The sequence below is a fragment of the Burkholderia sp. AU44665 genome (genome assembly GCF_030504405.1).
In the GTDB taxonomy this organism is placed as follows: Bacteria; Pseudomonadota; Gammaproteobacteria; order Burkholderiales; family Burkholderiaceae; genus Burkholderia; species Burkholderia semiarida.
On sequence record NZ_JAUJRI010000004.1, the window covers coordinates 281,531 to 295,185 of the forward strand.

13 protein-coding genes are annotated in these 13,655 nt (G+C 67.5%); 5 read left to right on the top strand and 8 right to left on the bottom strand.

Going from position 1 to position 13,655, the window contains the following annotated elements:
- Nucleotides 1–26: 26 nt before the first annotated feature.
- The 5 genes from QZM15_RS12180 to QZM15_RS12200 are packed head-to-tail and all read right to left on the bottom strand — an operon-like array spanning nucleotide 27 to nucleotide 3,460.
- Nucleotides 27–527: a cytochrome c gene (locus QZM15_RS12180; protein ID WP_059584396.1), complete on the bottom strand. Its 501-nt coding sequence runs from the start codon at nucleotides 525–527 to the stop codon at nucleotides 27–29.
- A complete protein-coding gene (locus tag QZM15_RS12185; protein WP_302106464.1) occupies nucleotides 524–1,069 on the bottom strand; it encodes a methylamine dehydrogenase light chain in 546 nt (181 codons plus the stop codon). Before QZM15_RS12185 ends, QZM15_RS12180 begins: the two co-directional genes overlap by 4 nt.
- Before the next feature lie 39 nt (nucleotides 1,070–1,108).
- The gene (gene mauD, locus QZM15_RS12190) at nucleotides 1,109–1,744 is read right to left on the bottom strand and encodes a methylamine dehydrogenase accessory protein MauD (RefSeq protein WP_302106465.1); all 636 of its coding nucleotides are present in this window, start codon (nucleotides 1,742–1,744) and stop codon (nucleotides 1,109–1,111) included.
- Nucleotides 1,741–2,295, bottom strand: coding sequence for a MauE/DoxX family redox-associated membrane protein (locus tag QZM15_RS12195; RefSeq protein WP_124657665.1), 555 nt, complete (start codon nucleotides 2,293–2,295; stop codon nucleotides 1,741–1,743). The genes mauD and QZM15_RS12195 overlap by 4 nt, the downstream gene beginning before the upstream one ends.
- A 7-nt stretch (nucleotides 2,296–2,302) precedes the next feature.
- On the bottom strand, nucleotides 2,303–3,460 hold the full coding sequence (locus tag QZM15_RS12200; RefSeq protein WP_226221166.1) for an amine dehydrogenase large subunit: 1,158 nt from the start codon (nucleotides 3,458–3,460) through the stop codon (nucleotides 2,303–2,305).
- A gap of 241 nt (nucleotides 3,461–3,701) precedes the next feature.
- Between QZM15_RS12200 and QZM15_RS12205 the strand changes: the two genes are divergently transcribed.
- From QZM15_RS12205 to QZM15_RS12225, 5 genes are all read left to right on the top strand, one after another.
- Nucleotides 3,702–4,664: a helix-turn-helix domain-containing protein gene (locus QZM15_RS12205; RefSeq protein ID WP_060968446.1), complete on the top strand. Its 963-nt coding sequence runs from the start codon at nucleotides 3,702–3,704 to the stop codon at nucleotides 4,662–4,664.
- Between the two features lie 114 nt (nucleotides 4,665–4,778).
- Entirely contained in the window at nucleotides 4,779–5,723 is a 945-nt protein-coding gene (locus QZM15_RS12210) for a GlxA family transcriptional regulator (protein WP_059643197.1), read from the top strand.
- Nucleotides 5,724–6,203: 480 nt separating this feature from the next.
- A complete protein-coding gene (locus QZM15_RS12215) occupies nucleotides 6,204–7,916 on the top strand; it encodes a M36 family metallopeptidase (protein ID WP_302106466.1) in 1,713 nt (570 codons plus the stop codon).
- A gap of 79 nt (nucleotides 7,917–7,995) precedes the next feature.
- Nucleotides 7,996–9,249 carry a M20/M25/M40 family metallo-hydrolase gene (locus tag QZM15_RS12220; RefSeq protein ID WP_302106467.1) on the top strand — a complete coding sequence of 418 codons (1,254 nt, stop codon included), beginning with the start codon at nucleotides 7,996–7,998 and terminating at the stop codon, nucleotides 9,247–9,249.
- 132 nt (nucleotides 9,250–9,381) lie between these two features.
- Nucleotides 9,382–9,744: a YbjQ family protein gene (locus QZM15_RS12225; RefSeq protein ID WP_302106468.1), complete on the top strand. Its 363-nt coding sequence runs from the start codon at nucleotides 9,382–9,384 to the stop codon at nucleotides 9,742–9,744.
- Nucleotides 9,745–9,763: 19 nt separating this feature from the next.
- Here QZM15_RS12225 and QZM15_RS12230 read toward each other — a convergent pair whose 3' ends face one another.
- The 3 genes from QZM15_RS12230 to choX form a co-directional block, all read right to left on the bottom strand.
- The gene (locus QZM15_RS12230; RefSeq protein ID WP_302106469.1) at nucleotides 9,764–11,014 is read right to left on the bottom strand and encodes an MFS transporter; all 1,251 of its coding nucleotides are present in this window, start codon (nucleotides 11,012–11,014) and stop codon (nucleotides 9,764–9,766) included.
- Between the two features lie 248 nt (nucleotides 11,015–11,262).
- Nucleotides 11,263–12,402, bottom strand: coding sequence for a porin (locus QZM15_RS12235; protein ID WP_059584379.1), 1,140 nt, complete (start codon nucleotides 12,400–12,402; stop codon nucleotides 11,263–11,265).
- Nucleotides 12,403–12,661: 259 nt separating this feature from the next.
- Nucleotides 12,662–13,630, bottom strand: coding sequence for a choline ABC transporter substrate-binding protein (choX, locus tag QZM15_RS12240; RefSeq protein ID WP_060011951.1), 969 nt, complete (start codon nucleotides 13,628–13,630; stop codon nucleotides 12,662–12,664).
- Nucleotides 13,631–13,655 lie beyond the last annotated feature (25 nt).

The window sequence follows — 13,655 nt, forward strand, 5'->3', positions numbered from 1 at the left end:
GCCGCGTGCCGGCGCGCGAACGCCGTTCACAGGCCGAGCCCCTTGATCACCGCCGCGCGCTGCGCATGCACGGCCGCGCCGTCCATCGGCTTCGCGCGCGCCGCGCGGATATCGGCGGCCGTGAACGGCTTCGCGTCGCCGTGCTGCGCGTTGAGGTCGAACACGACGTAGTTGAGCACGTGCGCGATGTCGTCGTCGCTCGCGCTCGCGAACGACGGCATCTTGAAGTTGTAGCGCTTGCCATGCACGTCGATCTCGCCGAACATCCCGTGCAGCAGCGTCGCGATCAGTTGCGCCCGCCCCGCTTCCACCGCCGCGTATTTGCCCGGATACTCGGTCAGCGGCGGCGCGAGGCCGTCCTGCCCTTTCCCGCCCGCCTGGTGACACACCACGCACTGCGCGTCGAACAGGCTTTTCCCGGCCGGGTAATGGACGGTTGCCTGTGCGCCCGCCGCGGCGGGCCACGCGAAGGCCGCCACGGCCGTCATCCACGCCACGACGATCTTTCCTGCCTGCTTCACTTTCATTGCTTTGCCGCTCCCAGCAGAACCGAAACCGAACAGTGGTAATTCGAATTACCGTTCGCCATGCACCAGTTGATGTCGTTGTTCAGCGACAGCTTGTACAGCGGCTTCTCGCGCTCGTTGCGGTTGCAGAAGCATTTGCCGCACGAGGTCTTGCCGCAGCAGTCGTTGTACGACACGATGTAGTCCGAACCATCGTGCGGATTGCGGCAGGTGCAGATCCACGTGATTGGAGAAGGCGTCGTGCCCGGCGGACAACTGCTCGACGTGCCGCCGCAGCAGCTGCAGAGCCAGCCGTCGATCGCGCAGTATTTCCAGTAGTCGCAGCTCGTCGGGTCGTCGCTCGCGCCCGCCGCGGCGGCACCGGATGCGCCTGACGCCCCCGACGCCGCCTCGGCCGCATACGCGGTACGGTCGACGGGCAGCAGCGGCAACAGCGCCGACCCCACCAGCACCTTGCCGAGCTTCGCCATCGCGCCGCGCCGCGAGCTGTGCTGCGCGACGCCGCGCGCCGACCGCTCGAACCATGAATCAAACACGCCCATGTCGTCGTTCTCCAATGACGTTGAAAAAGGTTCGGCCGGTCATGCGTGCCGCGCGTGCGCGTCGTGGGCATCGTGGCCGTGATCGCCGTGCACGAACTGCTGCAACGACGCGACGCCGCGCTCCTTCGCCTCGAACAGGCTCTCGAGATGCTCGCGCGTGTTGACGAGCCCCTTCGCGCGCACGGTGCCCGTTTCGTCGAGCAGGACCGCATACGGCAGCTTGCCGATCTGATAAGCGAGGCCGAGCTCCCGCGACAGCACGTACGGGAAGCGCCCGAGGTCGTGCTTTCGCGCGAAGCGCGTGTGTTCGTCGGCATCGCCGTCGCTTGCGAGCACGATATTCACCGGCGTCGCCTCGCCGGCCTGCAGCGACGGCAGCAGCGGCAGCAGCTTCTTGCAGACCGGGCACGTCGGCGACAGGAAGAACAGCAGCGTGGCCTTGCCCGCTGCATCGATGCCGCCGACCTTCACGTGCGACCCGCGAATGTCGGTCAGTTCGAACGTCGGCGCGATCGCGCCGACCGCCGGCCCCTTGTCGATCATCAGCGCGCCGGCCGGCATGATGCGTTCGTACAGGATGCCGATCTGGCGCACCAGCGCGAGGCAGATCGCGCCGAGCGCGAGGACGGCCACCCACAACAGGGCGGTGGAAACGGTGAGAGCGGTTTGCATCATGAATTCCTCAGATGAGAAAGGCGCGGGACGTTGGCGAGCAGCACGTCGACGGTGAGCAGCGCGCAGACGATCAGCAGCACGGAGAAGAACAGCGTCAGGTAGTCGAGCCACACGATGGCGCGCGCACCCGGCTCGACGAAGGCGGTCGCGGCCAGCGCGACGAGCAGCAGCACGCGGCCGACATGCAACCAGCCGATGCCGCGCGGTGCGTCCGCACGCGCGGCCGTGAAGCCGGAACAGCCGCAGTCGATGTCGGTGCGGCCGCGCAGCAGATTGATCGCGAGCCCGGCGGCAAACGCCGCGAGCAGCGCGATCAGGCCGCTCGCGCCGGCCGCGCGTGTGTCGGGAAACAGCAGCGCCACGGCGGCGACCACTTCCGCGAGCGGAATCGCGAATGCGACGGGCCCGGTCAGCGCATCGGGCAGCAGCCGGTAGCCGGCAAGCGCCTGGCGGAACGCGGCGGGCCGGCGCATCTTCGCGAAGGCGCCGAGCAGCACGACGGCGGCCGCGCCGGCCTGCGCGCCGGTGGCGAGTACGGGATCGAGTGTCATCGCGGCCTCACGGGTTGACGAGCAGCGACGACGTATTGCCGACCTGCTTCTCGACGTGCCGCAGCGCGCCGGTGCGCGCGTCCATCACGACGAGGTCGGAGGTCGCCGTCAGCCCGTAGAAGAGCGGCTTGTCGTCTTCGCTGACCTGAATCGACACGAGCGGCTCGACCTTCATCTGCGCGAGATCCCAGCGCGCGACGCGCTGCTTCGTCTTCAGGTCGTATACCCACACCTGCGTGCCGGGATCCTTGTGCGAACCGTCGGCGCCCTTGTGCATCAGCACGTAGTAACGGTGCTGCTTCGCGTGCACGGCCGTCTGCTGCAGGCCGCCCGGGCGCCAGCCCTCGGCGCGCTCGGCGTCCGTCAGCAGCGGCCACGGCTTGCCGAACGCCGGCTTGTCGCCGCTGAAATCGGCGCTGCGCACGTTGCCGCCGTAGGTGGTGAACAGATAGCCGCCGTCGTACCGCGACGCGTTCACGAACGCCGGATCCCTGTCGACGTCGATGAACGCGTCCGACATCGTGCGCTTCGCCTCCTTGCCGTTCGCGTCGAGCGTGACGGTCAGCGCCTTGCCGCTTTCGCACAGCGCGGTGAAGCGGTCGTTACCCGACGGATAGGCGAGCACGCACGCGGCCATGTCGATCTCCGACAGCACCTGCTTCGAGACGGCGTCGATCACCGTCACGGACGCGGCCGGCGTGATGTTCGCGACGTACAGCCGCTTGCCGTCCCCGCTGAACGCGGTGTTGTACGGCGACGGCACGTGTTGCGCGTGCTTCGCCGGAATCACGATCTCGCCCGCGTGATCGAGCGTCGTGTTGTCGATCATCTCGACGACGTCGGTGCGCGTGCCGTGCGAGCCGCGCGAGAAGTAAGTCGTCGCGACGAAGCTCGTCTTGCGGTCCGGCGAGATCGCGAAACCGGGGGCGAAGCCGCCGTCGATCTGGCCGAGCAGCTTCTTCGCATCGGCGTCGTACACGTGGATGCGCCCGTCGGTCATCGACGGCATCGAGATGTCGACGACATAGACCTCGTGCGGATGCCACGGCGGCATCTTCCGCACGACCAGCTCTTCGGGTTTTTCCGTCGCGTTCGCGCTGCCGGCCCATGCCGCCGCCAACGCCAGCGTCGCCGCGAGCGCCGCGGTTCGTCGCCTTGTCCTCATGCCGCCTCCAGTGGGGAATTCACGTTGTGTGAGGCGACTGTAGTTCGACAATAAATGCGTCCAGCACCCGGACCGGCAACGCGTACGTGCCGATTCGGGATATCGGAAATGTGCGTGAAAGCCTCGCGGCGGCATGCGTTGCGCCCCTCTGAAGCACGCGCACGGAATAGCGCTGGCCCGTATTGCGTCGACCGCCCGGTCGGTTTAATCTTGCGCGGTCCGAACGATCGCCGGAGGTGCCGTGCTCGCGTTTCATCAGAGGTTCGACGACGCAGATCGGCATGCGGAGGCGCTGCGCGGCTGGAATCAGCGTTACGACCAGATCGGCTCCGGCGCGTATCGCAGCGCGGTCAAATACGCGGTGCTCGATGGCGTCCAGCTCTTCCAGGAAGCGGCGAACGTGCGCATCATCCAGCGCGGATGTTTGCCGCACGGCCATACGGTGTTCGGCATGCCTCTGACCGGCTCGGGCACCTTCGCGTTCGGCGACGCGCGCCTCGAACGCGGCACGATCGTGATGGCGCGCGGCGGCATACCGTTCGAACTCCATTCACCCGACGACATGTCGCTGATCGGCGTGGTCATCGAACCCGAATTGATGCAGCAGATCGAAGATGCCGCCGACGTCCGGCTGGACGCACGCGCGCTGCGGCGCGGCGTCGTCGAGGTGCCGGTCGCCGCACGCGAACGCGCGAGCGTGCAGCTCGCGACGCTGCTCGAACGCGTGCTGTCGGCGCCCGACACGTTCGATTCGGCCCGCGCGCAGTGCGCGATGCGCGCCGACGTCGGCAACGTGCTCGTCGATCTCCTCACGTACCGGATGCCCGAGCCGTCGAACCGGCTCACGCACGCCTGCCACGCCGACATCGTGCGCCGCGTGCACGACTACGTGATCGAGCACCCGGAAGCGCCGGTCGACATCCTGAGCCTCTGCACGCAATTGCGCGTGAGCCGGCGCACGATGCAGAACAGCTTTCAGTCGGTCGTCCAGACGAGCCCGCTCAACTACACGCGCTCGCTGCGCCTCGCGCAGGTCCGGCGTCTGCTGCTCGACACGCGGCAATCCGACCTGCCGATCAGCGAGGCGGCCGCGCGCTGGGGCTTCATGCATCTCGGGCATTTCGCGAACGCGTACAAGGCCCAGTTCGGCGAATTGCCGTCGACGACCGTGCGCCGGACGGCGCATCGTGCGAAAACGCGCTGAGCGCCGGCAAAACCCGCGATAATCGGGCTTGAACGTCCGGCGAGCGCCGCCGGGCGCGGCCCGCTCGCCGCGTCGCGCGGTGCGCGACGTCCACCCGCTTCCACCCACGCTCCGATGCCCGAGGATTTCCACTTCCTGCTGCTGCCCGGCTTCTCCGCGCTCGGCTTCATGTCCGCGGTCGAGCCGCTGCGCGTCGCGAACCGCTTTCGCACGGAGCTCTATCGCTGGCACGTGATCAGCGCGGACGGCGCGCCGGTCGCCGCGAGCAACGGCATTCCGGTCGCCGCCGAGGCCGCGTGCGCGGACGTCCCGCAGGTCGATACGGTGTTCGTCGTCGCCGGCTTCGATCCGCTCGTGTGCTACACGCGTACGCTCGGCGACTGGCTGCGCCGCCAGCATCGGCATGGCGCCACGCTCGGCGGCATCGATACGGGCAGCTTCGTGCTCGCGGAAGCCGGGCTGTTCGACGCGTCGCAATCGCTCACGCTGCACTGGGAAGCGCTCGCCGCGTTCCGCGAGCGCTACCCGGGCCTGAACGCGACGCAGGAGCTATTCGAGATCGACGACCGGCGCATCACCTGCGCGGGCGGCACCGCATCGATCGACATGATGCTCGATCTGATCGGCCGCCGGCACGGCGCCGACCTCGCGGCGGCGATCTCCGAGCAGTTCGTCGTCAGCCGCATCCGGCAGCGCTCGGACAGCCAGCGGCTCGAGATCGCCGCGCGCTACGGCGTGCACAACCGCAAGCTGATCCAGGTGATCGGCACGATGCAGCGGCACATGGAGAATCCGCTCGGCTCCGACGCGCTCGCGCGGGAGGTGTCGATCACGCGGCGTCAACTCGAACGGCTGTTCAGCGCGACGCTGAACGACACGCCGACGCGCTTCTACCTGAACCTGCGCCTCGATCGCGCGCGCGAGCTGCTGCAACAGACCGACATGAGCATCACGTCGGTCTGCGTCGCGTGCGGCTTCGAATCGCCGTCGCACTTCTCGCGCACCTATCGCGCGCGATTCGGGATGAGCCCGCGCAACGACCGGCGGGCAACGCGCTGATCGTCGCGGCTTTTGACTACAATCCGGCGCGGTATTGCGGGTTCCGATAGCGTTTCCCGCCGTTCGCTCAACAATGCCGGCGATTGAACGGCCAACCGAAGCGATCGTCGAAAATAATCTGGAATGTCGTTGAAAATATTCTGTAACATACCAAACAAAGTTAGATAGGGAGCCTAACGACACGCTTGCGTCATCTCCACGCGCGTCGGGTCGTGCAGGCTGCCAACCGATATCCGATATCGATCCGAGGGGTATGACATGACGATGCTCGATTCGCCGTCGCCGCACCTGCCTGCCGTTCGCTTCTCCTCCGCTTCGCCTGCCCGCTTCTTTTCGACCTGACAGTTAGGTTTCCTTAGTCAGTCGAGACTCCCAGCACCGCTTCGCCGCACCGGTTCCATCGAACCGGCGCGCGGGCCGTGTCGTGCCTGCTCGCCACGAGCGCGCGGGCGTGTCCAACCGTTGAGATGAGGATCACGTATGCAGACATCACGCAAAGCATTGCCGCTCGCCCTGGGTCTCGCGCTCGGTTTCGGCATCGTCGGCGGCACCCTGGCCGATACGAAAGTGTCGAATCCGCAGGCCGCGAGCCTGCGCGAAAGCCTGACGCGCGGCGTCGCGCCGCCGCCCGCGAAAGCCGATACGGCCGCCGGGCAATTCCGCGCGGACGGCGTCGCCGTCACGCTGTACAACCCGGCCTATCGCGCCAGGAAGGCCGCCGCGACGCCCGCCGCCACCGCGCGCGACTTCATCGCGTCGCAGGCGGCGCAGCTCGGGCTCGACGCCACCGCGCTCGCGAGCCTCGTCGTCACGTCGGAACGCGACGACGCCGACTTCACCGTCGTGCGCCTGCAGCAGCAGGCCGCCGGATTGCCCGTGTACGGCAGCGACATCGCGGTGACCGTCGCGAAGGACGGCCGCATCCTGTACGTCGCGAGCAACACGATCAACGGCGTGGCCGCGACGGCGCGCAAGTCGCAGGCCGTCGACCAGCAGCAGGCGCTCGAGCGCGCCCGCGCGTATCTCGGCGTGAGCGGCTTCACGCATCTGGATGCGCAGCTCGTCGCGTTCGTCGACAAGGCCGGCACGCATACGGCATGGAAGGTGCGCGGCCGCCCACAGGACGGCCCGAAGGGCGACTGGGAGCTGTTGATCGACGCGGGCAGCGGCGAAGTGCTGCGCGCCGAGGACAAGGCGTTCTACGCGACCGACGGCACCGGCTTCGTGTTCCGCCCCGATCCGCTGTCGCCGACGAAGAGCAGCTACGGCAGCACGGGCTACAAGGACGGCAACGACGCCGATTCGACGCAGCTCACGGCCGCGCGCGTGCGCGTGACGCTGAAGGATGTCGCGCAGTCGGGCACGCGCTACACGCTGACGGGCCCGTACGCGGCATGCGTCGATTTCGACGCGCCGCTCGACAAGGCGTGCCCGTCGCAGGCCACGCCCGCGTTCGAATTCACGCGCGGCAACCTGTATTTCGAGGCGGTGAACGTGTACTACCACATCGACACGTTCCTGCGCTACGTGAACCAGACACTCGGCATCAAGGCGCTGCCGTATCAGTACACGGGCGGCGTGCAGTACGACCCGCACGGCGAATCGGGCGACGACAATTCGTCGTACTCGTCGAGCAGCGGCCGGCTGACCTTCGGGCAAGGCGGCGTCGACGACGCGGAAGACGCGGACGTCGTGATCCACGAGCTCGGCCACGGCATCCACGACTGGGTCACCAACGGCGGCCTGTCGCAACAGGAAGGCTTGTCCGAAGGCACCGGCGACTATCTCGCCGCCGCGTACAGCCGCGACTTCAACCAGTGGAGCCCGTCGGACGCGCAGTATCACTGGGTCTACAACTGGGACGGCCACAACGAGTTCTGGGCCGGCCGCGTGACCAACTGGAACGTCGGGCGCACCTATGCGCAGGCGCGCGGCGCGGAGATCCACACCGCAGGCCAGTACTGGGCGTCGTGCAACCTCGTCGCGCGCGACGCGATCGGCGCGCAGGCGATGGACAAGGCGTTCCTGAAGGGGCTGTCGATGACCAACAGCTCGACCAACCAGAAGGCCGCCGCGCAGGCCGTGCTGACCGCCGCATCCGCGCTCGGCTACAGCAGCGCGCAGCTCACCGCGATCGGGAACGCGTACAACAAGAGCTGCACGTACGGCGTGACCGTCCCGCAGAAGTCGTAATCCCGCAGCAGGCGGGAGCGCATCGCACGACCTGCGGCGCGCTCCCTTCATCGACATCGCCATCCTCACGAGATCGAACATGCCTACTCTGACACCGACCCGCCTCAGCGCCGCGCTGGGCGGCATGTTGCTGACCGCCGCCGCGCACGCGACACCCGTCTGGATCACGCTCGGCGACACCGCGTTCCGCCAGCTTCAACGCATCGATGCGTCCGCAACCGCGCAATACAGCGCGAGCGTCGACGCCGGCAAGGCGGCCGACGGCGCCGCGCGCCGCGAAACCGTTCACGTCGTCGAGATCGACGATGCCCGGCTCGGCGAACTGGCCCACGCCGTCCACCACACGCGCGGCCACGGGCCCGGCTACGTCGTCCACGATTCGTTCGACGACGCGCGGCAGGCGCTGCAGCCGTTGCCGGCGACGCTCGCGAAACAGGCCGCCGCCCCCGCGTACACGGTGTCGAACGTGCCGCAGATCGGCGCGTGGATCCAGCAACTGCAGGCGAGCAACATCGTCGGCACGATCACGTCGCTGTCCGGCTTCACGAACCGCTACTACACGACGTCGCACGGCGTCGCGGCGTCCGACTGGCTCGCGCTGCAGTGGAAGCAGCTGGCCGGCTCGCGCGCCGACATCACCGTCGAACAGTTCGCGCATACCGGTTTTCCGCAGAAATCCGTGATCCTGACGATCCGCGGCAGCGATCCGGCCGCGGGCACCGTCGTGCTCGGCGGCCACCTCGATTCGACCGTCGGCCGCACGACGGAGAACACGCGCTCGCCCGGCGCCGACGACGATGCGTCGGGCATCGCCAGCCTGACCGAGGCGCTGCGCGTGCTGCTCGCGAACAACTACCGGCCGAAACGGACGATCAAGTTCGTCGGGTACGCGGCCGAGGAAGCCGGCCTGCTCGGCTCGAAGGCGATCGCGAAGCAGTTCCGCACGCAGAATGCGAACGTGGTCGGCGTGCTGCAGCTCGACATGACGAACTACAAGGGCGATCCGAAGGATATCTACCTGATCACCGACTACACGAACGCGGCGCAGAACACCTACGTGAAGAACCTGGCGGCGACCTACCTGCCCGAGCTCGCGATCGGCACGTCGCAATGCGGCTATGCGTGCTCGGATCACGCGTCGTGGAACGCGCAGGGGTATCCGGCATCGTTCCCGTTCGAGGCCGACCAGAACGACAGCCCGTACATTCACACGGTGAACGACACGCTGGAAAACTCGGATCGACAGGCGAACCATGCGCTGAAATTCGGCAAGCTGGCGCTGGCCTATGCGGTCGATCTCGGCGGCATGGCGGGCGCGACGGCCAAGCGCTGAGCGTTCGTCGTCGAGCGGCTTTCGCGTTCGGCAACGAAACGGGCGTTCACCCGCGCGGGTGCGCCCGTTCGCATGCCTTTGCTCCGTCCGGCTAGAATCGTCGTTCGACCACTCGCTACACGCTCGCCCACCATGACCGAATCCACCCGCTCCATCGACGACCTGTCGTCCGATCGCGTCACGACCGCGTTCGACCTGCCCGGCCATACGACCGTCCGCTCGCTCGGCGTCGCGCAGGGTATCGTCGTGCGCTCGCGCTCGATCGTCGGCTCGTTCGGCGCGTCGCTGCAGACGATCTTCGGCGGCAACATCACGCTCTATACGTCGCTGTGCGAGAAGGCGCGCGAGCAGGCGTTCGACAAGATGCTCGCCGATGCGCGCAAGCTCGGTGCGAATGCGATCGTCGCGATGCGCTACGACTCGACCGAGATCGGGTCGGGCGTCACGGAAGTCATCTGCTACGGCACGGCCGTGCGCGTGACGCAGGACGCGTGACGGGATCGCGCATCACGCGTCACGCATCGCGTTCGAGCGACTTCATGTTCGTGAGCTGCGGAAACAACCGCATCCACGCCAACGCGACGGCGATCGTCGCCACGCCGCCGACGACGATCGCGGCCGGCGCGCCCCACCATGCCGCCGTCACGCCCGATTCGAATTCGCCGAGCTGGTTCGACGTGCCGATGAACAGCGAATTGACCGCGCTCACGCGACCGAGCATGTCGTCGGGCGTGCGCAGTTGCACGAGCGACAGCCGCACGACGACGCTCACGACATCCGATGCGCCAAGTGCCGCCAGCGCGACGAGCGACAGCACGAAATGCCTCGACAGCCCGAACACGATCGTCGCGATGCCGAACGCGATCACGCCGCCGAACATCGCACGGCCCGGTCGCCCCTTCAACGGGAAGCGCGTGAGCCACAGCGTGCCCGCGAGCGCGCCGACCGCCGGCGCCGCGCGCAATGCGCCGAGCCCCCACGGGCCGACCTGCAGGATGTCGCGCGCATAGATCGGCAGCAGCGCGGTTGCACCGCCGAACAGCACGGCGAACAGGTCGAGCGACAGCGCGCCGAGAATCGCCGGTTCGCGCCGGATGAACGCGATGCCCGAAAACACCGAGCGCAGCGTGACCGGCTCGCGCGCGGGCGGCGCGCCGCGCAGCGGAATCGTGCCGCTCAGCACCGCCGCGATCGCGAAGGCCGCGACGCTCGTGCCGAACGCGACGGGTGCGCCGACACCGTAGAGCAACCCGCCGCACGCGGGCCCGAGGATCTGCGCGGCCTGGTTCGCGGACGTCGACAGCGCGGTCGCGCGCGGCAGGTCGGTGCGCGGCACGACGGCCGGCAGCAGCGACGACACCGACGGCGACTCGAACGCGCGGGCCGTGCCGACGACCGCCGCGAGCGCGTACACGGCCGGCGCGGCCAGCCACCCTTGCAGCGCGCCGAGCAGGAACACGCCGGCGGCCAGTGCTTCGATGCTCTGGCAGATCGTCGCGATGCGCCGACGGTCGTAGCGGTCGGCCACCTGTCCGACGACGAGCGTCAGCGCGAACATCGGCACGAACTGCGCGAGGCCGACGAGACCGAGCGCGAACGCGCTGTGCGTGAGCGCGTAGACATACCAGCCGATTGCGACCGACAGGATCTGGAAGGCCAGCGACGACATCACGCGGGTGCCCCAGAAACGCTGGAACGGCGCGTGGCGGAACAGGTTGGCGGGTAACGAGGATAAAGGACTGGAATCGGGCACGGGGGTGGTCATCGGGATCTCGGCGGTTGGCGGTGCACACCGCAGCCGTTCGGGAAACGACGACACACGCGAATGCGTGCGCGCGGCAACGGTGCAGGCGCGGCCAAACCGCGATGATATGCCAACCGCCGAAAACCGGCCGGCCGCCGGCCACGCGCCCCGTCGAGCCGCGGCATCGCACAAAAAAAAGCGCGAACCACGGTTCGCGCCAAAGAGAGACCTCGCTGAAGACGTCACATCACTACACTGCACCTACCCGCTCAGAACGAATGCCGCATCCCGATCCGCACGTCGGCCTGCGTCTGCGTCGTCGACGGCGTGAAGCTGTAGCCGATCACCGCATCGACGCCCTGCGACGCGCGCAGGTAGTCGCCGGAGATGTACACGTCCGTGCGCTTCGACAGCAGGTAATGCAGGCCCGCCGTGCCCTGGTTCCAGTGATGGCCTTCGAAGCGCGTGTGCTGGTAGCCCGCGATGAAGCTCAGCGCCGGCGTGAACTGGTACAGGCCGCCGCCTTCGTACACCTGCATGTGCGACGACTGGCCGAAGCCCTTGATCGTCGTGTACGAGTAGTTGGCATCGAGCGTCAGCTTGCCGATCGTGTAGCTCGTGCCGATGCCGAACGTGCCCTGGCTGTCGACACCCATCGGCGTGTTCGCGAACAGGTCGGTACGTGCGCCGGTCGCCGGATCGACGGTGACGGTCTGCTGGCCGAGGAACGTGTGCGTGCCGATCATCGCGTACGGGTCGAACGCGTAGATGCCGTTCGGGTTGTTCAGGCGCGTGTACGCGGCGCCGATCGAGAAGTCGCCCTTCGTGAAGCTCGCGCCCGCGCTCCATGCGCTGTTGCGATGGAAGTTGCCCGCGACGTTGCCGAACGAGTACATCGCGCCGAACTTGAAGCCGCTCATGTCGTTCGACAGGAACTTCACCGAATTCGGCAGGCGGTCGCCGTTGAAGCGGTCGAAGTCGCCCTGGTGGATCGCATAACCGCTGCCCCAGGCCGAGATGTTGTAGATCGACACGAGTTCGTTCGTGATGTCGAGCTGGTTGCCGAACGACAACGTGCCCCAGTCGTTCTGCAGGCCCACATACGCCTGCCGGCCGAATTCCGCGCCGCCGAAGCCGAGTTGCCCGTTGCCGAGACGGAAGCCGCTCTCGAGCACGAACACCGCCTTCAGGCCGCCGCCCAGGTCTTCGGTGCCCTTGAGGCCGAAGCGGTTTCCGTACGCGACGCCGTCGTCGAACTTGACCACGTGCGAGCCGCCCGTGTTGTTCACGTACGTGATACCGGCGTCGAGAATCCCGTACAGCGTCACGCTGCTTTGCGCGTGTCCGATGGCGGGAATACAGGCCGCGCATGCAAGCGCGGCGGCTACGGCAACTTTCGTGTGCTTCATTGTCGACCACCCTCCCTGAACCATTCGATGGATAGAATCTCGTCCCGGCGCGTGCCGCGATGCGCCGGTGGATTCGAATTCAGACCGCCCCGCTGGCTTCGGTATTTCGTTTTCCGCAATAACGCAGCCATTGGCGAAAAATACAAACCCATATTTCGGGTCACCCGTCTGAAGGCGACACTAAATGGTCACGATGCGACGGGTCGGGAAAACACGTAGACAGGCGGCACGGCGAAAACCGGCCGCCCGGAGGGGGCGATCAGCGGCCGTCGAGGGCCGCACGCACGGCCGGCAGGCCCGGCGCGCCGGCCGCGGTCGTCACGCCGTCGAGCCAGCCGGCGACCAGCGCGGGCTCGGCTTTCAGCGCATGCTGCGCCGCGAGCGCGGGCGGCGTCTTGTTGTCGAGCATGTCGGCGATCATCCGGTTCTCGACGTCGACGGAGAACGTCATCTGCCGGAACAGCCGCGCGAGGTTCGCGCACTGGCCGGCGAACCCGGCACGCGCGACCGTGTTGACCGTCGCACCGCCGTAGTTCGGGCCGAAATACGCGTCGCCGCCCGACAGATACGTCAGATGAAACTTCGTGTTCATCAGATGCGGCTCCCACGCGAGAAACACGATCCAGCGCTTGTCGCGCACCGCGCGCTCGACCTGCGTGAGCATGCCCGTTTCGCTCGATTCGACGAGCGACCAGTTCGCGGACCCGAGCGCGTGGTCGGACAGCATCCGCTTGATGTTCTGGTTCGCGGGCGCACCGGGCTCGATCCCGTAGATCTTGCCGTCGAAGCGGTCCGCGTAGCGCGCGAGATCGGCGAACGTATGCACGCCGGCGGCGGCCACATAGTCGGGCACCGCGAGCGTGAACTTCGCACCGCTCAGGTTCGCGTGCAGCACGTCGATCGATTTCTCGTCGACGAACGGCTTCACGAGCGGCGCCTGAGCGGGCATCCAGTTGCCGAGGAATACGTCGACCTGGCCTTTCTTCAAGCCCTGGTACGTAATCGGCACCGACAGGTTCGCCACCGCCTGCCGGTAGCCGAGCGCCTTCAGCACGACGCCCGCCATCGCGTTCGTCGCATCGATGTCGGTCCAGCCGGGCGCCGCCATCTTCACGTCGCCGCACGTGCCCGGATCGGCGGCAGTCGCAGGCTGCGTCGCCGCCACGCACGCGGCGGCGGCGAGCGCCGCGCCGATCCTTCGGATTGCTGCATTGCATTGCCGTTTCATCGTCCGCTTCCTCCGTCGTTCGTCA